This is a genomic window from Streptomyces mabaensis (assembly GCF_053763515.1).
Genome location: NZ_JBSOPZ010000028.1, coordinates 1 through 23,523, shown reverse-complemented (window position 1 = coordinate 23,523; position 23,523 = coordinate 1). Strand labels below are relative to the sequence as shown.

The 23,523-nt window shown below is 69.6% G+C and carries 21 protein-coding genes; 16 read left to right on the top strand and 5 right to left on the bottom strand.

The genetic code is table 11. The annotated features are described in order from the left end of the window. Positions 1-11: 11 nt before the first annotated feature. On the bottom strand, positions 12-518 hold the full coding sequence (locus ACWV17_RS23610) for a GNAT family N-acetyltransferase (protein WP_455352351.1): 507 nt from the start codon (positions 516-518) through the stop codon (positions 12-14). Between the two features lie 99 nt (positions 519-617). On the opposite strand from ACWV17_RS23610, the gene ACWV17_RS23605 reads away from it, so the two are divergent. Continuing rightward, complete coding sequence (locus ACWV17_RS23605; RefSeq protein ID WP_455361288.1) at positions 618-1,904, top strand: geranylgeranyl reductase family protein; 1,287 nt, start codon at positions 618-620, stop codon at positions 1,902-1,904. Positions 1,905-1,988: 84 nt separating this feature from the next. On the opposite strand, the gene ACWV17_RS23600 is transcribed toward ACWV17_RS23605, so the two are convergent. After that, positions 1,989-2,777 (bottom strand): C40 family peptidase, encoded by a 789-nt coding sequence (locus ACWV17_RS23600; RefSeq protein WP_455361287.1) that lies wholly within the window; start codon positions 2,775-2,777, stop codon positions 1,989-1,991. A 689-nt stretch (positions 2,778-3,466) separates the two neighbouring features. Here ACWV17_RS23600 and ACWV17_RS23595 point away from each other — a divergent pair. The 14 genes from ACWV17_RS23595 to nuoN are packed head-to-tail and all read left to right on the top strand — an operon-like array spanning position 3,467 to position 19,526. Next, positions 3,467-3,826 carry an NADH-quinone oxidoreductase subunit A gene (locus tag ACWV17_RS23595; RefSeq protein WP_007490928.1) on the top strand — a complete coding sequence of 120 codons (360 nt, stop codon included), beginning with the start codon at positions 3,467-3,469 and terminating at the stop codon, positions 3,824-3,826. A gap of 12 nt (positions 3,827-3,838) precedes the next feature. Beyond that, positions 3,839-4,393, top strand: a complete 555-nt coding sequence (locus tag ACWV17_RS23590) for a NuoB/complex I 20 kDa subunit family protein (protein WP_455352354.1) — start codon at positions 3,839-3,841, stop codon at positions 4,391-4,393. Next, on the top strand, positions 4,390-5,103 hold the full coding sequence (locus ACWV17_RS23585; RefSeq protein WP_455352355.1) for an NADH-quinone oxidoreductase subunit C: 714 nt from the start codon (positions 4,390-4,392) through the stop codon (positions 5,101-5,103). The genes ACWV17_RS23590 and ACWV17_RS23585 overlap by 4 nt, the downstream gene beginning before the upstream one ends. Beyond that, positions 5,100-6,437 carry an NADH-quinone oxidoreductase subunit D gene (locus ACWV17_RS23580; protein WP_455352356.1) on the top strand — a complete coding sequence of 446 codons (1,338 nt, stop codon included), beginning with the start codon at positions 5,100-5,102 and terminating at the stop codon, positions 6,435-6,437. Before ACWV17_RS23585 ends, ACWV17_RS23580 begins: the two co-directional genes overlap by 4 nt. A 35-nt stretch (positions 6,438-6,472) precedes the next feature. Continuing rightward, complete coding sequence (gene nuoE, locus ACWV17_RS23575) at positions 6,473-7,174, top strand: NADH-quinone oxidoreductase subunit NuoE (RefSeq protein WP_455352357.1); 702 nt, start codon at positions 6,473-6,475, stop codon at positions 7,172-7,174. Continuing rightward, positions 7,174-8,559, top strand: coding sequence for an NADH-quinone oxidoreductase subunit NuoF (gene nuoF / locus ACWV17_RS23570; protein WP_455361286.1), 1,386 nt, complete (start codon positions 7,174-7,176; stop codon positions 8,557-8,559). The genes nuoE and nuoF overlap by 1 nt, the downstream gene beginning before the upstream one ends. Continuing rightward, positions 8,556-11,072: an NADH-quinone oxidoreductase subunit G gene (locus ACWV17_RS23565; protein WP_455361285.1), complete on the top strand. Its 2,517-nt coding sequence runs from the start codon at positions 8,556-8,558 to the stop codon at positions 11,070-11,072. The genes nuoF and ACWV17_RS23565 overlap by 4 nt, the downstream gene beginning before the upstream one ends. A gap of 55 nt (positions 11,073-11,127) precedes the next feature. After that, positions 11,128-12,510: an NADH-quinone oxidoreductase subunit NuoH gene (nuoH, locus tag ACWV17_RS23560; RefSeq protein WP_455361284.1), complete on the top strand. Its 1,383-nt coding sequence runs from the start codon at positions 11,128-11,130 to the stop codon at positions 12,508-12,510. Continuing rightward, positions 12,485-13,153, top strand: a complete 669-nt coding sequence (nuoI, locus tag ACWV17_RS23555; protein ID WP_455352361.1) for an NADH-quinone oxidoreductase subunit NuoI — start codon at positions 12,485-12,487, stop codon at positions 13,151-13,153. Before nuoH ends, nuoI begins: the two co-directional genes overlap by 26 nt. After that, on the top strand, positions 13,150-13,998 hold the full coding sequence (locus ACWV17_RS23550) for an NADH-quinone oxidoreductase subunit J (protein WP_455352362.1): 849 nt from the start codon (positions 13,150-13,152) through the stop codon (positions 13,996-13,998). The genes nuoI and ACWV17_RS23550 overlap by 4 nt, the downstream gene beginning before the upstream one ends. Continuing rightward, positions 13,995-14,294, top strand: a complete 300-nt coding sequence (gene nuoK, locus ACWV17_RS23545) for an NADH-quinone oxidoreductase subunit NuoK (RefSeq protein WP_366076252.1) — start codon at positions 13,995-13,997, stop codon at positions 14,292-14,294. Before ACWV17_RS23550 ends, nuoK begins: the two co-directional genes overlap by 4 nt. 14 nt (positions 14,295-14,308) lie before the next feature. After that, positions 14,309-16,249: an NADH-quinone oxidoreductase subunit L gene (gene nuoL, locus ACWV17_RS23540; RefSeq protein ID WP_455361283.1), complete on the top strand. Its 1,941-nt coding sequence runs from the start codon at positions 14,309-14,311 to the stop codon at positions 16,247-16,249. Between the two features lie 5 nt (positions 16,250-16,254). Then, positions 16,255-17,868, top strand: a complete 1,614-nt coding sequence (locus ACWV17_RS23535; RefSeq protein ID WP_455361282.1) for an NADH-quinone oxidoreductase subunit M — start codon at positions 16,255-16,257, stop codon at positions 17,866-17,868. Continuing rightward, a complete protein-coding gene (nuoN, locus tag ACWV17_RS23530) occupies positions 17,865-19,526 on the top strand; it encodes an NADH-quinone oxidoreductase subunit NuoN (protein WP_455361281.1) in 1,662 nt (553 codons plus the stop codon). Before ACWV17_RS23535 ends, nuoN begins: the two co-directional genes overlap by 4 nt. 67 nt (positions 19,527-19,593) lie before the next feature. On the opposite strand, the gene ACWV17_RS23525 is transcribed toward nuoN, so the two are convergent. From ACWV17_RS23525 to fahA, 3 genes are all read right to left on the bottom strand, one after another. Next, positions 19,594-20,835, bottom strand: a complete 1,242-nt coding sequence (locus ACWV17_RS23525; protein ID WP_455361330.1) for a serine hydrolase domain-containing protein — start codon at positions 20,833-20,835, stop codon at positions 19,594-19,596. Positions 20,836-20,969: 134 nt separating this feature from the next. Beyond that, positions 20,970-21,296: a hypothetical protein gene (locus ACWV17_RS23520; protein ID WP_455361280.1), complete on the bottom strand. Its 327-nt coding sequence runs from the start codon at positions 21,294-21,296 to the stop codon at positions 20,970-20,972. After that, the gene (fahA, locus tag ACWV17_RS23515) at positions 21,293-22,522 is read right to left on the bottom strand and encodes a fumarylacetoacetase (RefSeq protein WP_455361279.1); all 1,230 of its coding nucleotides are present in this window, start codon (positions 22,520-22,522) and stop codon (positions 21,293-21,295) included. The genes ACWV17_RS23520 and fahA overlap by 4 nt, the downstream gene beginning before the upstream one ends. A gap of 111 nt (positions 22,523-22,633) precedes the next feature. On the opposite strand from fahA, the gene ACWV17_RS23510 reads away from it, so the two are divergent. Next, positions 22,634-23,449: a Cof-type HAD-IIB family hydrolase gene (locus tag ACWV17_RS23510; protein ID WP_455352368.1), complete on the top strand. Its 816-nt coding sequence runs from the start codon at positions 22,634-22,636 to the stop codon at positions 23,447-23,449. The last annotated feature ends 74 nt before the right edge of the window (positions 23,450-23,523 follow it).

Sequence of the window (23,523 nt, the reverse complement as noted above, 5' to 3'; positions counted from 1 at the left end):
GCGGACAGCCCCTACAGCGCGAGCTGGTAGCGGAAGCACTTCTTCTTCGACACCGGCGTGTAGAGCGTCTCCGCCAGCTCCATGCCCAGCCGCCGGGTGACCGCGATGGACCGCTCGTTCCGGGCGTCGACCATCGCCACCACCTCCTTCACCCCGGCCGCCCGGACCCGCTCCAGCGTCGCCGCGGCGGCGGCGGTCGCGTACCCCTGACCCCAGTACGCGCGGCCGAGCCGCCAGCCGATCTCGATCCGGCCCGCCGGCCCCCACGCGTGCGGCCACGGCTGCGCGCCGGTGAACCCCAGGACGGTGCCGCTCTCGTCCAGCATCGTCCACAGGCAGAAGCCGTGGGCGGCGTCGTGCATCCGCTGCCGGGCGGTCAGCTCGTCGTACACCGAGAGTTCGGCCGAGGCCCCGCCGTGGAACTCCATCACGTCCGGGTCGTCGAAGACTTGGTGCCAGGCGAGGGCGTCCTCCTCGGTGGGCACGCGGAGCTGGACGACGGGGAGCGGCTTGGTCATGGAGGGCAGCCCTTCAGTAAACCGGTCAGTGCTGCTGCATAGACTGCCTCTGTCCTGTGCCGTTCGGCACGCAATATCGAGTCTTCGGGAGATCCCGCCGTGACCGAGCCCCTCTCCGAACACACCGCAGATGTGATCGTCGTCGGGGCCGGGCCCGCCGGCTCCACGACCGCGTACTACCTGGCGAAGGCCGGACTCGACGTCCTCCTGCTGGAGAAGACCGCCTTCCCGCGCGAGAAGGTCTGCGGTGACGGCCTCACGCCGCGCGCCACCAAGCAGCTCGTCGCCATGGGCATCGACATCTCCGAAGAGGCCGGCTGGCTGCGCAATAAGGGCCTGCGCATCATCGGCGGCGGTGTCCGGCTCCAGCTCGACTGGCCGGATCTCGCGAGCTACCCGGACTACGGACTCGTGCGCAAGCGCGACGACTTCGACGAGCAGCTGGCCCGCCAGGCGCAGAAGGCGGGCGCGCGCCTGCACGAGCGCTGCAACGTCGGGGCGCCGATCGTCGACGAGCGGACCGGCCGGATCACCGGCGTGCACGCCAAGATGGGCGAGGAGAAGACCCCGGTCACCTTCCACGCCCCGCTGGTGGTCGCCGCCGACGGCAACTCCACGCGGCTCTCGCTCGCCATGGGCCTGCACCGCCGCGAGGACCGCCCGATGGGTGTGGCGGTACGGACGTACTTCACCAGCCCGCGCCACGACGACGACTACCTGGAGTCCTGGCTGGAGCTGTGGGACCGGCGCGGCCCCGGTGAGGACCGGCTGCTGCCCGGCTACGGCTGGATCTTCGGCATGGGCGACGGTACGTCCAACGTCGGCCTCGGTGTCCTGAACACCTCCGACTCCTTCAAGGAGCTGGACTGGCGCGAGGTGCTGAAGGCCTGGTGCGCCTCGATGCCGGAGGACTGGGGCTACACCCCGGACAACATGACGATGCCGATCCGCGGCGCGGCGCTGCCGATGGCCTTCAACCGGCAGCCGCACTACACCAAGGGCCTGCTGCTCGTCGGTGACGCGGGCGGCCTGGTCAACCCGTTCAACGGCGAGGGCATCGCGTACGCCATGGAGTCCGGCCAGATCGCGGCGGACGTCATCGTCCAGGCGCATGCCCGGCAGACCCCGGCCCAGCGCGAACTGGCGCTGCACGCCTACCCGAAGATCCTCAAGGACACCTACGGCGGCTACTACACGCTGGGCCGCGCCTTCGTGAAGCTCATCGGCAACCCGAAGGTCATGAAGATCGCGACGCAGCGCGGCCTGACCCACCCGCTGCTGATGAAGTTCACGCTGAAGATGCTGGCGAACCTCACCGACCCGACGGGCGGCGACGCGATGGACCGCATCATCAACGGGCTGAGCAAGGTGGCCCCGAAGGCGTAGCGGACGAGGAACGCCGAAGGGCCGCGGCTCCACCCCCGAGCGGGGGAGCCGCGGCCCTTCGCCGTGCGTCGAGGTGCGGGTGGATCAGAGAACGCGGACCGCGCCGCTGGCCGGGTAGCCCGACAGGTCCTGGATCACGACGCCCTTGCCGGGGTTGGCGGCGTCGAGGTACTGGCCGCCGCCGATGTAGACGCCGGTGTGCCACGCGGAGCCCGCGCCGCCCCAGTAGAGGATGTCGCCGACCTGGAGGTTGTCCAGGGAGACCGGCGTGCCGGCCAGCGACTGGTCCTGCGAGACGCGGGGGAGGTCGACGCCGACCTGCCGGAAAGCGGCCTGGACGAGGCTGGAGCAGTCCCACGAGTTCGGGCCGGTGGCGCCCAGGACGTACGCGTCGCCGAGCTGCGCCTTGAGGAAGGCGATGACGGTCGCGGTCGAGCCGCTCGCGGGGGAGGAGGAGCTGGAGACCGTGCTGAGCGTCGTACGGTCGGAGGACCGCGACGCGCGCTCCTCGGCCTTCTTCTTCGCGGCTTCCTCAGCCTTGCGCTTGGCCTCGGCCTTGCGCTCCGCCTCTGCCTTGGACTTCTTGGCGGCCGCCTCGGCGGTGGTGCGGGCAGCCTCCTCCTGGGCCTGCAGCTCGTAGCCGAGCGCGGCCTGCTGGGTGGCGTCCGCGGACTTGGCGACGGCGGTGGACAGCCCGGAGGTGAGGGTGGGCATCTCGATGGTCTCGGTCACCGGCTCGGCATTCGCCGGCCCGGCAGCTCCGGCCACCGCGATGGTGCTGAGGACGCCACCGGCAACTCCGGCTCGGAGCGCGAGTTTCGACGCGCTGCGGCGGGGCTTCCGGTGGCTGGGTATGTGAGCGGTGTGGGACATGAGAACAACGGCTATCAGGGGTTCGCGGTTCCCATCAAGAAACGTGGGGTGCGCCACAGTTGCTCGCCGAAGGCGCGAATCGGACGCGCTGCGGGCCTTATTGACGCCGTAACGGACGAATCGGACTGGCCATGACAGGGCTGTGATCACGGGTTATCACTAATACGCCCTAATTGCGTGGCGCCTACCATCCGTTCACACCGTTGGCCAAGCCCGGTTTTACCGGAGCGAAACGGCTGTGGTGCAGATCACAGAATGATCACGGAGGGGCAGGCTCCTCGGCTCGTGAACGGACGCACGCGTCCACTTCCGTCCCGCCGACTCCCCCGACCGTGCGACCCCGCTCCTTTATCACCCGATTCGGTCCAGAGCCAATTTGCTCGCGGGGGTCGTGCCTTGATAGGTCGCACGCCGCTCACCAGCGGTAACGCGCTCGGATGTCACAACTGGTAATCAGATGAGTGCTTCACGTATGAAGATCACCGCTCATCCGCCTTCATGATCGTTCGACTGGTGGTGGAGATCACAAAGTCGTTGTCCGACCCCGTGTCGCAGATCACAGACCGACAGGCATAGGATGCGCAGCAGCCAGGCTTGTGAACTGCCTCACATGAGCACGATCTTCGTGGGGCGGGGAACCCGCCCGGCAGCGGTCCAACGGTCAAGGACGACTGGAAGGAGCGAGGAGCGTGAATGCGTACGCACCCATCCTCGTGCTCGGCGCCCTCGGGGCAGGGTTTGCGATCTTCTCCGTGGTCATGGCCACGCTTATCGGCCCAAAGAGGTACAACCGGGCGAAGCTTGAGGCTTACGAGTGCGGTATCGAACCCACTCCCACGCCGGCCGGGGGCGGCCGCTTCCCGATCAAGTACTACCTGACGGCGATGCTCTTCATCATTTTCGACATCGAGATCGTCTTCCTCTATCCCTGGGCCGTCACCTTCGACGCCCTGGGGCTTTTCGGGCTCGTGGAGATGTTGCTCTTCGTGCTCACCGTCTTCGTTGCCTACGCGTACGTATGGCGGCGCGGCGGCCTGGAATGGGACTGAGGGGCCTTACCAATGGGACTCGAAGAGAAGCTGCCGAGCGGCTTCCTGCTGACCACCGTCGAGCAGGCCGCGGGCTGGGTGCGTAAATCCTCCGTCTTCCCCGCGACCTTCGGCCTCGCCTGCTGTGCCATCGAGATGATGACCACCGGCGCCGGCCGCTACGACCTCGCCCGCTTCGGCATGGAGGTCTTCCGGGGCTCTCCGCGCCAGGCGGACCTGATGATCGTGGCCGGCCGGGTCAGCCAGAAGATGGCGCCGGTGCTGCGGCAGGTCTACGACCAGATGCCCGCCCCCAAGTGGGTTATCTCCATGGGGGTTTGTGCCTCATCGGGCGGGATGTTCAACAATTACGCCATTGTGCAGGGTGTTGATCACATTGTTCCTGTCGATATCTATTTGCCCGGCTGCCCGCCCCGCCCCGAGATGCTGATGGACGCCATCCTCAAGCTCCATCACAAGATCCAGCACTCCAAGCTCGGGGTGAACCAGGAAGAAGCCGCCCGCGAGGCGGAGGAAGCGGCCCTCAAGGCGCTCCCCACCATTGAGATGAAGGGGCTGCTGCGGTGAGTGACGAGCAGCGGAACGGGAACAACGTTCCTGCCCAGCGGGACGACACCGGTGAGGTCATCGGCGTACGCAGGGGCATGTTCGGTGCCGCCGACGGCGGCGACACCTCCGGTTACGGCGGACTCGTCCGGACCGTGACCCTGCCGGGCGCGACCAGCCGTCCCTACGGTGGCTGGTTCGACGAGGTCGCCGACGAGCTCGAAGGCGCCCTCGAAGAGCAGGGACTCGTCCCCGAGAACGCCATCGAGAAGACCGTCGTCGACCGCGGTGAGCTGACCTTCCACATCGCGCGCGAGCACCTGCTCCAGGTGGCGCGGACCCTGCGCGACGACCCGGCCCTGCGCTTCGAGCTCTGTACGGGCGTCTCCGGCGTCCACTACCTCGAGGACAAGGGACGTGAGCTGCACGCGGTCTACCACCTGCGCTCGATCACGCACGGCCGGCTGATCCGGCTGGAGGCCGGCGCGCCGGATGCGGACCCGCACATCCCGTCCCTGGTCGAGGTCTATCCGACCAACGACTGGCACGAGCGCGAGACGTACGACTTCTTCGGCATCGTCTTCGACGGGCACCCGGCCCTCACCCGGATCATGATGCCGGACGACTGGCAGGGCTTCCCGCAGCGCAAGGACTATCCGCTCGGCGGCATCCCCGTCGAGTACAAGGGCGCCCAGATCCCGGCTCCGGACCAGCGGAGGTCGTACTCGTGACCACTCCCCACGCGCAGCAACATCCTTCCCCGGCTAGGGCCACCACCGAGGGCACCGTCTACACCGTCACCGGCGGTGACTGGGACGAGGTCGTCCAGTCCGCGGCCAAGGCCGACGACGAGCGCATCGTCGTCAACATGGGGCCGCAGCACCCGTCCACGCACGGCGTGCTCCGGCTCATCCTGGAGATCGAGGGCGAGACGGTCACCGAGGCCCGCTGCGGCATCGGCTACCTGCACACCGGTATCGAGAAGAACCTCGAGTACCGGAACTGGACGCAGGGCACGACCTTCGTCACGCGCATGGATTACCTGACCTCGTTCTACAACGAGACGGCGTACTGCCTCGGTGTCGAGAAGCTGCTCGGCATCGAGGACCAGATCCCCGACCGGGCGACGGTCATCCGGGTCCTGCTGATGGAGCTCAACCGGCTCTCCTCGCACCTGGTGTGCATCGCCACCGGCGGTATGGAGCTGGGCGCGACGACGATCATGATCTACGGCTTCCGTGATCGTGAACTCATTCTCGACATCTACGAGCTGATCACCGGCCTCCGGATGAACCACGCGTTCATCCGGCCCGGCGGGCTCGCCCAGGACCTGCCCCCGGGCGCCGTGGACCAGGTCCGCGAGTTCGTGAAGACCATGAAGAAGAACCTGCCGGAGTACGACAAGCTCGCCACCGGCAACCCGATCTTCAAGGCACGCATGCAGGACGTGGGCTACCTCGACCTGGCCGGCTGCATGGCGCTCGGCGCCACCGGGCCGATCCTCCGCGCGGCCGGCCTGCCGCACGACCTGCGCAAGACCGACCCCTACTGCGGCTACGAGACGTACGACTTCGACGTCCCGACCGCGGACACCTGCGACTCCTACGGCCGCTTCCTGATCCGGCTCGAAGAGATGCGGCAGTCGCTGCGGATCGTCGAGCAGTGCCTGGACCGGCTGGAGCCCGGACCGGTGATGGTCGCCGACAAGAAGATCGCCTGGCCCGCGCAGCTCGCGCTCGGCCCGGACGGGCTCGGCAACTCGCTCGACCACATCAAGAAGATCATGGGCACCTCCATGGAGGCGCTGATCCACCACTTCAAGCTGGTGACCGAGGGCTTCCGGGTCCCGGCCGGACAGGCGTACACGGCCGTCGAGTCGCCCAAGGGCGAACTGGGCGTGCACGTCGTCTCCGACGGCGGCACCCGCCCCTACCGGGTCCACTTCCGGGACCCGTCCTTCACCAATCTGCAGGCCATGGCGGCGATGTGCGAGGGCGGCCAGGTCGCCGACGTCATCGTCGCCGTCGCGTCCATCGACCCCGTGATGGGAGGCGTCGACCGGTGACAGCCACACCCGCAAATCAAGAGGTGGCGCTGGGGATGCCTCAGCTCCCCGCCCCCGACTACCCGGCCGACGTACGCGCCCGGCTCGAAGCGGACGCGAAGGAGCTGATCGCCCGCTACCCCGACAGCCGGTCCGCCCTGCTGCCGCTGCTGCACCTCGTGCAGGCGGAGGAGGGGTACGTCACCCGCACCGGCGTCCGCTTCTGCGCCGAGGTGCTGGGCCTGACCACCGCCGAGGTCACCGCCGTCTCCACCTTCTACTCGATGTACCGCCGCAAGCCCTCGGGCGACTACCAGGTGGGCGTCTGCACCAACACCCTGTGCGCGGTCATGGGCGGCGACGCCATCTTCGACGAGCTCAAGCAGCACCTGGGCGTCGGCAACAGCGAGACCACCGACGACGGCAAGGTCACGCTGGAGCACATCGAGTGCAACGCGGCCTGCGACTTCGCCCCCGTGGTGATGGTCAACTGGGAGTTCTTCGACAACCAGACCGTCGAGTCCGCCAAGCAGCTCGTCGACGACCTGCGGGCAGGACGGCAGGTCTCCCCGACCCGCGGGGCGCCCCTGTGCACGTACCAGGAGACCGCCCGCATCCTGGCCGGCTTCCCCGACGAGCGCCCCGGTGCGGTCGAGGCGTCCGGCGGCGCGGGTCCCGCCTCGCTCGCGGGCCTGCGGCTCGCCAAGGGCGAGGCACCGCGTGTGGTGCACCCGCGCGACGCCGAGGAGGGGGAGTGATGACCATGTCCACCGAATACGGGGGAGCCCCCCGGCCGGAGGCCGGCGGCGAGACGAGCCCGGAGAAGCTGCTCGCGCCCGTCCTGTCGGCCTTCTGGGACGCGCCGGACAGCTGGACCCTGGAGACCTACAAGCGGCACGACGGGTACGAAGGCCTCAAGAAGGCCCTCGCGATGTCACCCGACGACCTGATCGCGTACGTCAAGGACTCCGGTCTGCGCGGGCGCGGCGGTGCGGGCTTCCCCACCGGAATGAAGTGGCAGTTCATCCCGCAGGGCGACGGAAAGCCGCACTACCTCGTCGTCAACGCCGACGAGTCGGAACCGGGCACCTGCAAGGACATCCCCCTTCTGTTCGCCAATCCGCACTCGCTCATCGAGGGCATCGTGATCGCCTGCTACGCGATCCGCTCGCAGCACGCCTTCATCTACCTGCGCGGCGAGGTCGTCCCCGTCCTGCGCAGGGTGCACGAGGCGGTCCGCGAGGCGTACGCGGCCGGCTACCTCGGCGAGAACATCCTGGGCAGCGGACTCGACCTCGAACTCACCGTGCACGCGGGCGCGGGCGCGTACATCTGCGGTGAGGAGACCGCGCTGCTCGACTCGCTCGAAGGCCGTCGCGGCCAGCCCCGGCTGCGTCCCCCCTTCCCTGCCGTCGCGGGTCTGTACGCGTGCCCCACTGTGGTGAACAACGTCGAGTCGATCGCCTCCGTTCCCGCGATCCTGAGCCGGGGCAAGGACTGGTTCAAGTCGATGGGCAGCGAGAAGTCCCCGGGCTTCACGCTGTACTCGCTGAGCGGCCATGTCGCCGGACCCGGCCAGTACGAGGCCCCGCTCGGCATCACCCTGCGCCAGCTGCTCGACATGAGCGGCGGCATGCGGCCCGGCCACCGGCTGAAGTTCTGGACCCCGGGCGGTTCCTCGACCCCGATGTTCACCGACGAGCACCTCGACGTCCCGCTGGACTACGAGGGCGTGGGCGCCGCCGGGTCGATGCTCGGCACCAAGGCGCTGCAGTGCTTCGACGAGACCACCTGCGTCGTGCGGGCCGTGACCCGGTGGACCGAGTTCTACGCCCACGAGTCCTGCGGCAAGTGCACACCCTGCCGCGAAGGCACCTACTGGCTGGTGCAGTTGCTCCGCGACATCGAGGCCGGCAAGGGACAGATGTCCGACCTCGACAAGCTGAACGACATCGCCGACAACATCAACGGCAAGTCGTTCTGCGCTCTCGGCGACGGCGCCGCCTCGCCGATCTTCTCCTCGCTCAAGTACTTCCGCGAGGAGTACGAGCAGCACATCACGGGCCGGGGCTGCCCCTTCGACCCCTCGAAGTCGACCCTCTGGGCCGATGACAAGAACTCTCACCAGGGGGTGAACGCATGACCGTCACCACCAACGCCCCCTCCGGCGGCGGCGAGGCGGCAGTCCCGCCCGAGGACCTCGTCTCGCTGACCATCGACGGCATCGAGATCAGCGTCCCCAAGGGCACGCTGGTCATCCGCGCCGCCGAGCTGCTCGGCATCGAGATCCCGAGGTTCTGCGACCACCCGCTCCTGGACCCGGCCGGCGCCTGCCGGCAGTGCATCGTCGAGGTCGAGGGCCAGCGCAAGCCGATGGCGTCGTGCACCATCACCTGCACCGACGGCATGGTGGTGAAGTCCCAGCTCACCTCGCCGGTGGCGGAGAAGGCCCAGCGTGGCGTGATGGAGCTGCTGCTCATCAACCACCCGCTGGACTGCCCGGTCTGCGACAAGGGCGGCGAGTGCCCGCTGCAGAACCAGGCCATGCAGGTCGGCGACCCGGACACCCGCTTCGAGGGCAGGAAGCGGACGTACGAGAAGCCCGTGCCCATCTCCACCCAGGTGCTGCTCGACCGTGAGCGGTGCGTCCTGTGCGCCCGCTGCACCCGGTTCTCCAACCAGGTCGCGGGCGACCCGATGATCGAACTGATCGAGCGCGGTGCGCTCCAGCAGGTCGGCACCGGCGAGGGCGACCCCTTCCAGTCGTACTTCTCCGGCAACACCATCCAGATCTGTCCGGTGGGCGCGCTGACGTCGGCGGCGTACCGGTTCCGCTCCCGCCCCTTCGACCTGGTCTCGTCCCCGAGCGTCTGCGAGCACTGCGCGGGCGGCTGCGCGACCCGTACCGACCACCGGCGCGGCAAGGTCATGCGGCGGATGGCGGCCGACGACCCCGAGGTCAACGAGGAGTGGATGTGCGACAAGGGCCGCTTCGCGTTCCGTTACGCGCAGCGTCCCGACCGGCTCACCACTCCGCTGGTACGGAACGCGGACGGCGTCCTGGAGCCGGCGAGCTGGCCCGAGGCGCTGGAGGCGGCCGCGCGCGGTCTGTCCGGCGCGCGGGGCCGGGCAGGCGTGCTGGCCGGCGGCCGGCTCACGGTCGAGGACGCGTACGCGTACGCCAAGTTCGCCCGGGTCGTCCTGGACACCAACGACATCGACTTCCGGGCCCGCGTGCACAGCAGTGAGGAGGCGGACTTCCTGGCCTCCCGGGTGGCAGGCCGCGGCAAGGACCTCGGTGGCGGGGGCGTCACGTACACCTCGCTGGAGAAGGCCCCGGCCGTCCTGCTCGCCGGATTCGAGTCCGAGGAGGAGGCGCCCGGCGTCTTCCTGCGGCTGCGCAAGGCCCACCGCAAGTACGGTCAGCGCACGTTCGCCCTGGCCACGCATGTGACGCGCGGACTGCAGAAGGCGGGTGGCACGCTGCTTCCCGCCGCCCCCGGCACCGAGACCGAATGGTTCGACGCGCTGGCCGGCGGCACCGCCGAGGACGAGGTCGCACAGCAGGCCGCCGAGGCGCTGCGCGCCGCCGGGTCGGTCATCGTCGTCGGCGAGCGGCTGGCCGGTGTGCCCGGTGCGCTGACCGCCGCCGTACGGGCCGCGACCGCGGCCGGCGCCGAGCTGGTGTGGATCCCGCGCCGGGCGGGCGAACGCGGCGCGGTGGAGGCGGGTGCGATCCCGTCGCTGCTGCCCGGTGGCCGGCCGGCCACCGACCCGCGGGCCCGCGAGGAGGTCGCCGCCGTCTGGCGGGTCGCGGAACTCCCGCACCGCTACGGCCGCGACACCGGCCAGATCCTGGAGGCGGCCGCCACCGGCGAACTGGGCGCGCTGCTGGTCGCCGGGGTCGAGGTCGCGGACCTGCCGGACCCGGCGCGGGCGCTCGGCGCGCTCGACGCGGTCGGGTTCCTGGTCTCCCTGGAGCTGCGGCCGAGCGAGGTCACCGAACGGGCGGACGTGGTCCTCCCGGTCGCCGCGGTCGCCGAGAAGGCCGGCGCGTTCCTCAACTGGGAGGGCAGGCTGCGGCCGTTCGAGGCCGCGCTCAAGCCGGACCAGATGACTCGCCGGCTCGCACCGTCGGACGCGCGGGTGCTGCACATGCTCGCGGACGCGATGGCCGGCGCCGAAGGCGCTGACAGGTACAGCGACTTCGCGCTGCCGGACGTCCGGGCCGTACACGCCGAGCTGGACCGCCTCGGGTCCTGGACCGGTCCGCACGCCGCCGACCCGTCCGAGTCGCCGCGCCCGCTGCCGCGCCCGGCCGAGGGCGAGGCCGTCCTCGCGGGCCACCGGCTCCTCCTCGACCAGGGCCGTCTGCAGGACGGCGACGAGGCGCTGGCCGGCACCCGGCACGCGGCGGTGGCCCGGCTCTCCGCCGCCACCGCGGCCGAGACGGGCGTCAAGGACGGCGACCTGCTGGCGGTCACCGGTCCCTCGGGCACGGTCCGGCTGCCCCTGCAGGTCACCCCGATGCCGGACCGGGTGGTGTGGCTGCCGCTCAACTCCGCCGGCCGCGGTGTCACCGCCGACACGGGCTCCCGCCCGGGCGATCTGGTCCGCATCGGCGCAGCCGTGAACGCACCGGAGGTGCAGTCGTGACCGTCTTCGTCCGGCCGGGCACCGCCCCGGCAACGCCCGCAACGGAGGTGCGAGCATGAGCGCCCTCGCGCATATCGCGGAAGCCCAGCGGAGCGTCCTCGCGGCCGAGGACCTCAGCATGTTCGGCCGCGATCCCTGGTGGCTCGTCGTCATCAAGGCCGTCTTCTGCTTCGCGTTCCTGATGATCACCGTGCTGTTCTCCATCGTGTGGGAGCGCAAGGTGGTCGCCTGGATGCAGCTGCGCATCGGGCCCAACCGGCACGGTCCTTGGGGCATGCTCCAGTCGCTCGCCGACGGCATCAAGCTGATGCTCAAGGAAGACGTGATCGTCAAGCGCGCGGACAAGGTCGTCTACGTCCTCGCGCCGATCGTCGCCGCCATCCCGGCCTTCATGGCGATCGCCGTGATCCCGTTCGGCCCGGCCGGCAACGAGGTCTCGATCTTCGGCCACCGCACCACGATGCAGCTCACCGACCTGCCGATCGCGATGCTCTACATCCTCGCGGTCGCCTCCGTCGGCATCTACGGCATCGTCCTCGCCGGCTGGTCCTCCGGATCGACGTACCCGCTGCTCGGCGGACTACGCTCCTGCGCTCAGATGATCAGCTACGAGATCGCGATGGGCGCGGCCTTCGCCTCCGTCTTCCTCTACTCCGGGTCGATGTCGACGTCGGCGATCGTCGAGGCGCAGGCGGACCGCTGGTTCATCATCCTGCTGCCGGTCTCCTTCATCATCTACGTCGTCACGATGGTGGGCGAGACCAACCGCGCCCCCTTCGACATGCCGGAGTCCGAGGGCGACCTCGTCGGCGGCTTCAACACCGAGTACAGCTCGATCAAGTTCGCGATGTTCATGCTGGCCGAGTACGTCAACATGGTCACTGTCTCGGCGGTCTCGGTCACCCTCTTCCTGGGCGGCTGGCGGGCCCCGTACCCGATCAGCACCTTCTGGGAGGGCGCGAACCACGGCTGGTGGCCGATGCTCTGGTTCGTCATCAAGGTCCAGCTGCTGCTGTTCTTCTTCATCTGGCTGCGCGGCACGCTGCCACGCGTCCGCTACGACCAGCTGATGAAGCTCGGCTGGAAGGTCCTGATCCCGGTCTCGGTGGTCTGGCTGATGCTGGTCGCGACCGTGCGCGCGCTGCGCAACGAGAACTACGACTTCCAGCAGATCGTGCTCTACGTCGGAGGCGCGGTCGTCGCGATCCTGCTGCTCTCCTTCGTCGCGGACATCTTCCGGGACCAGCGCGACAAGCGGGAGAAGGAAGCGGTCCCCGTCGAGGACGAGGCGCCCTTCGATCCCATGGCGGGCGGCTACCCCGTACCGCCGAAGCCCGGGCAGACCCTGCCGCCCGTACCGCGCCGAAGGTCCCGGCACGAGAGGCAGTTGGTCGGCACGGCCGAGACATCCAATGGTGAGGAGGCCGACGGTGCCTAGTGAGTCCTCCCGGGAGGAAACCTCCCGGACCCCGTTCCAGAACCCTGTCGCCGGCTTCGGCGTGACCTTCAAGGCCATGTTCAAGAAGCGGCTGACCGAGCAGTACCCGGAGCAGCAGAAGACCACCGCTCCGCGCTTCCACGGGCGGCACCAGCTCAACCGGCATCCGGACGGGCTGGAGAAGTGCATCGGGTGCGAGCTGTGTGCCTGGGCCTGTCCCGCCGACGCGATCTACGTCGAGGGCGCGGACAACACCGAGGAGGAGCGCTACTCCCCGGGTGAGCGCTACGGGCGCGTCTACCAGATCAACTACGCCCGCTGCATTCTGTGCGGGCTGTGCATCGAGGCCTGCCCCACCCGGGCGCTGACGATGACCAACGAGTTCGAACTGGCCGACAGCAGCCGCGAGGCCCTCATCTACACCAAGGAGCAGCTGCTCGCCGGGCTGGAGGAGGGCATGGTCGAGACTCCGCACTCGATCTTCCCCGGCACGGACGAGCAGGACTACTACCGGGGCCTGGTGACGGAGGCCGCGCCCGGCACGGTCCGCCAGGTCGCGGTCTCCAAGGGCGAGACCCCGCAGGAGGGCGCTTCGGACTTCGGCGAGAACGAGCCGGCGTCGGAGAAGGTGATCGGACGATGAGCGCCTTCGCCGCCGCCGTTTCCACCACCGCGGCCTCCACCACCTCCACGGGCGAGGCCGTGCAGTTCTGGCTGCTGGGCACGGTCGCCGTGATCGGCGCGCTGGGCACCATCCTGATGAAGAAGGCCGTGCACAGCGCGCTGAGTCTCGCCGCGACGATGATCATCCTGGCGGTCTTCTACCTCGCCAACGGTGCGTACTTCCTGGGCGTCGTCCAGATCATCGTCTACACCGGCGCGATCATGATGCTCTTCCTGTTCGTCGTGATGCTGGTCGGTGTGACGGCGGCGGACTCCCTGAAGGAGACGCTGAAGGGCCAGCGCTGGCTGGCCGCCGCCTGCGGGCTCGGCTTCGGCATCCTGCTGATCGCCGGCCTCGGCAACGCGTCGCTGACGACCTTCAACGGGCTCGGCCGGGTCAACTCCGGTGGGAACGTGGAGGGTCTGGCCGCCCTCATCTTCACCAAGTACGTCTTCGCCTTCGAGATCACCGGTGCGCTGCTGATCACCGCGGCGGTCGGGGCGATGCTGCTGACCCACCGCGAGCGCACCGAGCGGCCCGCGACCCAGCGCGAGCTGGCCGAGCAGCGCGTACGGAGCGGCAAGCAGCTCCCGCCGCTGCCCGCGCCCGGCGTCTACGCCCGGCACAACGCGGTGGACATCGCCGGTCTGCTGCCGGACGGCACCCCGTCGGAGCTCACCGTCAGCAAGACGCTGCGCGCCCGCGGCCAGATCCGCGACGTGTCGGACCAGGCGATCGCCGATCTCAAGGCGCTGGAGCAGAAGTCGGCGGACCGGCTGGGCCGCGACCGGGACGGTAACCGTGCAGAGGGGGCCGCGCAGTGAATCCCGTCAACTACCTCTATCTCGCCGCGCTGCTGTTCACCATCGGTGCGGCCGGGGTCCTGATCAGGCGGAACGCGATCGTCGTCTTCATGTGCATCGAGCTGATGCTCAATGCCTGCAACCTCGCGCTCGTCGCCTTCTCCCGGATGCACGGCAACCTCGACGGCCAGATCATCGCGTTCTTCACGATGGTCGTCGCCGCCGCGGAGGTCGTGGTCGGTCTGGCGATCATCGTGTCGCTCTTCCGTACCCGCCACTCGGCCTCGGTCGACGACGCCAGCCTGATGAAGTTGTAAGGGGTCGCTGAAAAGTGGAGAACCTGATTGCGCTGCTTGTCGCAGCGCCACTGCTCGGAGCGGCGGTACTGCTGTGCGGCGGGCGGCGCCTGGACCGTACGGGGCACTGGCTCGGCACCCTGCTGGCGGCCGCGTCCTTCGTGATCGGCGCGGTGCTCTTCAGCAGCATGCTGGGGTACGAGACCGAAGCCAGGACCATGCGCCAGCATCTGTTCAGCTGGATCCCCGTCGAGGGCTTCCAGGCGGATGTCGCCTTCCAGCTCGACCAGTTGTCGATGACCTTCGTACTGCTGATCACCGGGGTGGGCACGCTGATCCACCTCTACTCGATCGGCTACATGGCGCACGACGAGCGCCGCCGCCGCTTCTTCGGTTATCTGAACCTGTTCCTCGCGGCGATGCTGCTGCTCGTCATCGCCGACAACTACCTGCTGCTGTACGTCGGCTGGGAGGGCGTCGGTCTGGCGTCGTACCTGCTGATCGGCTTCTGGCAGCACAAGCCCAGCGCGGCCACGGCGGCCAAGAAGGCCTTCCTGGTCAACCGGGTCGGCGACATGGGCCTGTCGATCGCGATCATGCTGATGTTCACGACCTTCGGGACCTTCGCCTTCGGGCCGGTGCTCGCGTCGACCGGTGAGACCTCCGAGGGCATGCTCACCGCCATCGGCCTGATGCTGCTGCTCGCCGCCTGCGGCAAGTCGGCCCAGGTGCCGCTGCAGTCCTGGCTCGGGGACGCGATGGAGGGCCCTACCCCGGTCTCGGCCCTCATCCACGCCGCGACGATGGTGACCGCGGGCGTGTACCTGATCACCCGGTCCGGCGCGATCTTCAACGCCGCGCCCGACGCCCAACTGGCCGTCGTGGTCGTCGGCGCGGTCACGCTCCTCTTCGGTGCGATCGTCGGTTGCGCGAAGGACGACATCAAGAAGGCCCTGGCCGGTTCGACGATGTCGCAGATCGGCTACATGATCCTGGCCGCCGGTCTCGGTCCGATCGGCTACGTCTTCGCGATCATGCACCTGGTCACGCACGGCTTCTTCAAGGCCGGGCTCTTCCTCGGCGCCGGATCGGTCATGCACGGCATGAACGACGAGGTCGACATGCGGAAGTACGGCGGCCTGCGCAAGTACATGCCGGTGACCTTCGTGACGTTCGGCCTCGGCTACCTGGCCATCATCGGCTTCCCCGGCCTGTCCGGCTTCTGGTCCAAGGACAAGATCATCGAGGCGGCCTTCGCCAAGGGCGGTACGGAGGGCTGGATTCTCGGCGCCGTCACGCTGCTGGGTGCGGCCATCACCGCGTACTACATGACCCGCGTGATGATCCTGACCTTCTTCGGTGAGAAGCGCTGGCAGCCCGCCCCCGACCCGGAGACCACGGCGGGAGTCGAGCCCGGCATCGAGGCGAAGCCCGGTGACATGCCGCACCCGCACGAGTCGCCGAAGTCGATGACCATCCCGATGATCCTGCTCGCCTTCGGCTCCGTGTTCGCCGGCGGGCTCTTCAGCCTGAACGACGCCTTCGTCAACTGGCTCAAGCCCGTCACGCAGTTCGAGCACGGTCACCCGCCGATCGGAGCGGCCGCCATCACGACCGCCACGGTCGCGGTGATGGTCATCGGCGTCGGGCTCGCGTACCTCCAGTACGGGCGCAAGCCCGTCCCGGTGACCGCTCCGCGCGGCTCGCTGCTCACCCGGGCCGCCCGGCGGGACCTCCTCCAGGACGACTTCAACCACGTCGTCCTGGTCCGCGGCGGCGAGCACCTCACCCGCTCGCTGGTGTACGTCGACCACAAGCTGGTCGACGGAGTCGTCAACGGTACGGCCGCCTCGGTCGGCGGGGCGTCCGGCCGGCTGCGCAAGCTGCAGAACGGCTACGCCCGCAGTTACGCGGTCTCGATGTTCGGCGGTACGGCGATCGTCATCGCCGCGACCCTGCTGATGAGGGCGGTCTGATCGACATGTCTGTAGTAGCGAACGCAGGCTTTCCTCTGCTGACGGCGACGGCCGCGCTCCCGGCGGTCGGCGCCATCGCCACCGCCGCGGTGCCGGCCGCCCGCCGCACGGCCGCCAAATGGCTCGCGCTGCTCTTCTCGCTCGCGACGCTGGTCCTGGCCGCGGTCGTGCTCGTACGGTTCGACCCCGGCGGCGACCGCTACCAGCTCACCGAGTCCCACGCCTGGATCGCGGACTTCGGGGTGCGGTACGAGCTCGGGGTCGACGGCATCGCGGTCGCGCTGATCGCGCTCACCGCGCTGCTGATCCCGTTCGTCATCCTCGCCGGCTGGCACGACGCCGACCCGCTGGCTGTGTCCAATAGCGGCTCCGCCGCGGGCAAGTCGTCCAGGTGGCGGCCGACTCAGGGCTTCTTCGCCCTGATCCTGCTGGTCGAGGCGATGGTGATCATCTCCTTCGAGGCCACCGACGTCTTCCTCTTCTACATCTTCTTCGAAGCCATGCTCATTCCGATGTACTTCCTCATCGGCGGCTTCGGGGACCGGGCGCACGCCGGCGACGAAGCGACGGCGGCGACCCAGCGTTCGTACGCCGCCGTCAAGTTCCTGCTCTACAACCTGGCCGGCGGGCTCATCATGCTGGCCGCCGTCATCGGGCTGTACGTCGTAGCCGGGAACTTCTCCCTCCAGGAGATCGCCGCGGCGCGGGCGAGCGGCGAGCTGGAGATGGCGGCCAACACCGAGCGGCTGCTCTTCCTCGGCTTCTTCTTCGCCTTCGCGGTGAAGGCGCCGCTGTGGCCGCTGCACACCTGGCTGCCCAACGCCATGGGCGAGGCCACCGCCCCCGTCGCCGTGCTGATCACCGCGGTCGTCGACAAGGTCGGCACCTTCGCGATGCTGCGCTTCTGCCTCCAGCTCTTCCCGGAGGCCAGCAAGTGGGCGACGCCGGTGATCCTGGTCCTCGCACTGGTCAGCATCATCTACGGGGCGCTGCTCGCGGTCGGCCAGCGGGACATCAAGCGGCTGATCGCCTACGCCTCGATCTCGCACTTCGGCTTCATCATCCTGGGCATCTTCGCGATGACGTCCCAGGGCCAGTCGGGCGCGACCCTCTACATGGTCAACCACGGGATCTCGACCGCCGCACTGATGCTGGTGGCCGGCTTCCTGATCTCGCGGCGCGGCTCGCGGCTCATCGCCGACTACGGCGGGGTGCAGAAGGTGGCGCCGGTGCTCGCCGGCACCTTCCTGATCGGCGGCCTCGCGACGCTGTCGCTGCCGGGGCTCGCCCCCTTCGTCAGTGAATTCCTGGTCCTGGTCGGCACGTTCGCCCGCTACCCAGTCATCGGGATCATCGCCACCCTCGGCATCGTCCTGGCGGCGCTCTACACGCTCGTCCTGTACCAGCGGACGATGACCGGCCCGCTGAAACCGGGTCTGGAGAAGCTGCCCGACCTCCGGGTCCGTGAGCTGGTGGTGATCACCCCGCTGATCGCGCTGCTGATCTTCCTCGGCGTCTACCCGAAGCCGCTGACGGAGATCGTCAACCCGGCGGTGGAGCACACCATGTCCGACGTACAGCAGAAGGACCCCAAGCCAGAGGTGGAGGCGGCCCCGTGAGCGCATCAGTTGCCCACAGCCTGTGGACGACGGCGACGGCCGCCGCCGTCGACCCGGTCGAGCAGATCCCGACCCCCCAGATCGAGTACGCGCAGCTCGCCCCGATGCTGATCGTCGTCGGCGCCGCGGTCCTCGGCGTACTCGTCGAGGCCGTCGTTCCGCGCAAGGCCCGGTACTACGTCCAGGTGTTCCTGTCGGTGGTCGCCCTCGCCGCCGCCTTCGCGGCGGTCGTCGGGCTCGCGGCCGGCGGCTACGGCACCTCGAAGGCGCAGATCGCCGCCATGGGCGCGATCGCCGTCGACGGCCCGGCGCTGTTCCTCCAGGGCACCATCCTGCTGGCCTCGCTGGTCGCCGTCTTCACCTTCGCCGAGCGCCGGCTGGACCCGGTCGCGCACGGCAAGCGCGTCGACTCCTTCGCCGCGCAGGCCGCGTCCGTACCGGGCAGCGACAGCGAGAAGGCCGCGGTCAGGGCCGGGTTCACCACCACCGAGGTGTTCCCGCTCGCCCTGTTCGCCATCGCGGGCATGCTGGTCTTCCCGGCGGCGAACGACCTGCTGACGCTGTTCATCGCGCTGGAGGTCTTCTCCCTCCCGCTCTACCTCCTGTGCGCCGTCGCCCGCCGCCAGCGGCTGATGTCGCAGGAGGCCGCGGTGAAGTACTTCCTGCTGGGGGCCTTCTCCTCGGCGTTCCTGCTGTTCGGGATCGCGCTGCTGTACGGCTACGCGGGCTCCGTCTCGTACGCCCGTATCGCCGACGTCGTCGACGGCAACCTGACGCAGATCGACCCGGCGCTCGCCGGCACCATGGGCAACGACGCGCTGCTGCTCATCGGCGGCGCGATGATCCTGACCGGCCTGCTCTTCAAGGTCGGCGCGGTTCCGTTCCACATGTGGACCCCGGACGTCTACCAGGGCGCCCCGACGCCGGTCACCGGCTTTATGGCGGCGGCCACCAAGGTCGCGGCCTTCGGGGCGCTGCTGCGCCTGCTGTACGTCGTCCTGCCCGGCCTGCGCTGGGACTGGCGGCCGGTGATGTGGGGCGTCGCGATCGTCACGATGCTGGCGGGCGCGGTCATCGCGATCACCCAGACCGATGTGAAGCGGCTGCTGGCGTACTCCTCCATCGCGCACGCCGGGTTCATCCTGGCCGGTGTCATCGCCACGACACCGGACGGCATTTCGTCCGTCCTCTTCTACCTGGCCGCGTACTCCTTCGTGACCATCGGCGCGTTCGCCGTGGTCACGCTGGTACGCGACGCGGGCGGCGAGGCGACGCACCTGTCGAAGTGGGCGGGCCTCGGCCGCCGTTCGCCGCTGGTCGCGGCGGTGTTCGCGATCTTCCTGCTGGCCTTCGCCGGCATCCCGCTCACGTCGGGCTTCTCCGGCAAGTTCGCGGTGTTCAAGGCCGCGGCGGAGGGCGGCGCCGGGGCGCTGGTCGTGGTCGGTGTGATCTCGTCCGCGATCGCCGCGTTCTTCTACATCCGGGTGATCGTGCTGATGTTCTTCAGCGAGCCGAAGGCGGACGGCCCGACGGTCGCCGTCCCGTCGCCGCTGACGATCTCGGCGATCGGCGTGGGCGTGGCGGTCACCCTGGTCCTGGGCGTGGCGCCGCAGTACTTCCTGGACCTGGCGAGCCAGGCGGGAGTGTTCGTGCGGTAGCGCCGCTCCGCAATACGCGACCGGGCCCGGCTCCCTCGGGGGGAGCCGGGCCCGAGCCGTTCCGCCGTCACTCGGAGGTCGGCGTGGACGTCGGCTTGGGCGTCGGCCGGGCCCCCGTCACCGGCAGGTTGAACACGTGCTCGGGGGTCACGATGCGGGTGATGGCCTGGCCGAAGAGGGTGCTGGGCTCCGACTGGTCGTGCAGGATGTCCGTGTTGAGGAGCACGACCAACGTCGCCTGCGATTCGGGCAGATAGATGGTCAGCGACTCGTAGCCGGGCAGTGAGCCGTTGTGCCCGATCCAGCCCTGGACGTTGAAGATGCCCAGACCGTAGGCGGCGCCCGGAATCGTCGTCGGCTCGGTCTTGAGGCGCTGGGCCTGCGTCTCGGGGGACAGCAGGGTGCCGGTGGCGAGCGTACGGGCCCAACTGCGCAGGTCCTGCAGGTTGGAGATCATCGCGCCGGCCGCCCACCCCCAGGAGGGATTCCAGTCCGTGGAGTCCTCGACCTTGCCGGAGGCGGTCTGGTTGGTGTAGCCGTGGGCGTGCGGGCTGGGGAACTCGGCGCCGGTCGGGAAGACGGTCTGGCGCAGCCCGGCCGGTTTCAACACCTTCTGCTCGATGAACTCGGGCAGCGGCATACCGCCGGCCTTCTCCACGACCAGCCCCAGCAGGATCAGGTTGGTGTTGCAGTACTCGAACTCCTCACCGGGCTGGAACTGCACCGGGTGCTTGAAGGCGATGTCCAGCAACTCCTGCGGCTTCCAAGCCCGTTTCGGGTCGGAGGTGAGCGCCTTGAAGAAGTCCTCGTCCATGGAGTAGTTGAACAGCCCGCTGCGCATGCCCGCGAGATTGCGCAGGGTGATCCGGTCTCCGTTGGGGACTCCCTTGATGTACTTCGCGATGGGATCGTCCAGGCCCACCTTGCCCTGGTCGACCAGTTCGAGCAGGGCGGTCACGGTGAAGGTCTTGGTCTCGCTGCCGATCCGCATGTAGAGATCCGGCTTCATGGGTGCGTCGGTGGCCTTGTCGGCGACGCCGAAGGACCGGATGTAGGTCCCCTTGCCCGGGGCCGACAGCCCGACGGTCACACCGGGCACCCCGGCCTCGCTCATGACCTTCCGGACGGCGGTGTCCAGACGCGCGGCGACGGCCGGGGTGAGCTCGGGGAAGTCGGTGTCGCTGGGGGACGGCTGTGCGGAGAAGGACGGTTCCAGGGCGGGTGCGACGCCGTACGCGCTTCCCGGGGCCGCCGGTACGGCCAGCATCGCGGCCGCGGCCAGTCCCACGTACGCCCTGCGGCAACACATCTGCGAGTACCTCACGAAAGGCCTCCTGCCAGACGAGTACATCCGACGAGGACATCACTCCCCACCACGCTAGGCCCGCCGGAGCGTCCTCGCATGGCGGAGCCCCGGACGCCGGGGCGGCGGGCCGTACGGGCTCAGTACCGGTCCTCCGCCGACGGGCGGCCCAGCGCGCCGTCCCTGCAGCCCGCCATCCAGTCCTTCGAGGGCGGGAACGGCTGGATCCCGTCCGACTCCGCGTGCTCACCGCATTCCGAATCCGCCGCGGAGTCCTCGTCCCCGGCGGGGTCCTCCGCGGCGGGGTCGGCCGGGGCGGGGGTGTCGTCCACGTGGCCGTCGGGGCCCCCGTCCCCCCGGCCGTAGTGGTAGCCCTCCCGGTACTGCTCCGCCGGGCTCGGCGGCTCCGCGCAGGAGGCGGCCAGGAGCAGCACCGGCAGGAGCAGCCAGGCCCGTGCGCGGGTCATGCCGTCGGGACGATCCGGCCCGTCACCTCGCCCAGGCCGACCCTGGTGCCGTCCGGGCCGGGGGCCCAGGCCGTCATCGTGACCTCGTCGCCGTCCTCCAGGAACGTCCGCTTGCCGTCCGGCAGTTCCAGGGCGTCGCGGCCGTTCCAGGTCAGCTCCAGCAGGGAGCCGCGCTGTGCGACCTCGGGTCCGCTGACCGTGCCGGAGCCGAAGAGGTCTCCCGTACGCAGGGACGCGCCGTTCACCGTCATGTGCGTCAGCTGCTGGGCCGCGGTCCAGTACATGGACGAGAAGGGCGGGTGGGAGACGACGTGCCCGTTGATCCTGACCTCGATGTTCAGGTCGAAGCCGCCGGGCTCCTCCTCAGCCGAGTCGTCGAGGTACGGCAGCAGGGGGAAGTCGCGGGCCGGCGGCGCCACCCGCGCCGCGTCCAGGGCCTCCAGGGGGGTGACCCAGGCCGAGACGGAGGTCGCGAAGGACTTGCCGAGGAACGGGCCGAGCGGCACGTACTCCCAGGCCTGGATGTCGCGCGCCGACCAGTCGTTCAGCAGGAAGAGCCCGAACACGTGCTCGCGGAAGTCCCCGAGGGCCACCGGCGTGCCCTGCTCGGAGGGGGCGCCGACGAGGAAACCGACCTCGGCCTCGATGTCGAGCTTGACCGACGGGCCGAAGACGGGGGCGGGGTCGGTGGGCGCCTTGCGCTGGCCCGACGGACGGACGACGTCCGTGCCCGAGACGACGACGGTGCCGGCGCGGCCGTGGTAACCGATCGGCAGGTGCTTCCAGTTGGGCGTCAGCGCGTCCCCGTCGGGGCGGAAGATATGGCCGACGTTGGTCGCGTGGTGCTCGCTTGCGTAGAAGTCGACGTAGTCGGCGACCTCGTACGGCAGGTGCAGCGTGACCTCGTCCAGCGGGTACAGCAGCGGTTCGATCACCGGCCGGTGCGCGGGCACGGTGACCCATGCGGTCAGCGCGCGGCGGACGTCCCGCCAGGCCGTACGCCCGGCCGCCAGCAGCGGGTTGAGCGTCGGCCGCGCGAGCAGCGCGCCGTACGGCGAGCCCAGCGCGGCCGCCGCCGCCCCCGCGTCCAGCACATGGCCGCCGATGCGGACGCCGACCCGGGGCCGGTCGTCCGGGATGCCCGTGCGGGAGAAGACGCCGTACGGGAGGTTGTGCGGACCGAAGGGGTCGCCCTCGGCAATGTCGAGCGGGCTCTGCTCGGGCATGGGGTGCTGCCTCGCCTTTCCACGGGGGCCGGGGGGTGTCCCCGGTGAGCACGGTGTTGGACGACACGTTACGTGGGCGCCGCCCGGGGCGGGAGTGCCATCCTTGTCGCCGTGACCCGCGCTCTTCCGTACGCCCTCATCGCCACTGACCTGGACGGCACCCTGCTGGGCGGAGGATCCGCCGGGGAGACGGTCTCCGCACGCTCGCGCGCCGCGCTCGCCACCGCCTGCGCGGCCGGCGCCCAGCACATCGTGGTCACCGGCCGCCCGGCCCCTCAGGTGCGGTACCTGCTGGACGGCCTCGGCTACCGCGGGCTGGCGGTGTGCGGGCAGGGCGCGCAGGTGTACGACGCGGGGGCGCACCGGCTGGTGTCGTCCGTGCCGATGGACCGGGAGCTGGCCGACCTGGCGCTGGCGAAGATCGAGGCCGAGATCGGCGAGGTGTACGCGGCGGTGAACCGCGAGGGCGTCGACGCCGAGATGCTGACCGGGCCGGGCTACCGGATGTGGCACAGCCATCTGCCGACCGTACGGGTGGCGAGCCGGGACGCGTTGTGGTCCGCCCCGATCACCAAGGTGCTGATGCAGCACCCGGACCTGGACGACGACGAGCTGACGCGGGCGGCCCGCGCGGTCGTCGGGGACCTGGTCAACGTCACCATGGCGGGCGAGCACGCGGTGGAGCTGCAGCCGCTGGGCATCGACAAGTCGAGCGGACTGGCGCTGGCCGCGGGGGAGTTGGGCTTCTCGGGCCGCGACACCATCGCCTTCGGGGACATGCCGAACGACATCCCGATGTTCCGCTGGGCGGCCCACGGGGTCGCGATGGCCAACGCGCACGCGGAGCTCCGGGCGGTCGCGGACGAGATCACGCTGTCGAACGAGGACGACGGCGTGGCGGTGGTCCTGGAGCGGCTGTTCCGCTAGGGCCTCTCGTTTGGATCTTGCCGGGCTCGCGGGGTCTGGCACCGCACCTCGCCGCGTTGTCGTCAGTCGCCAGG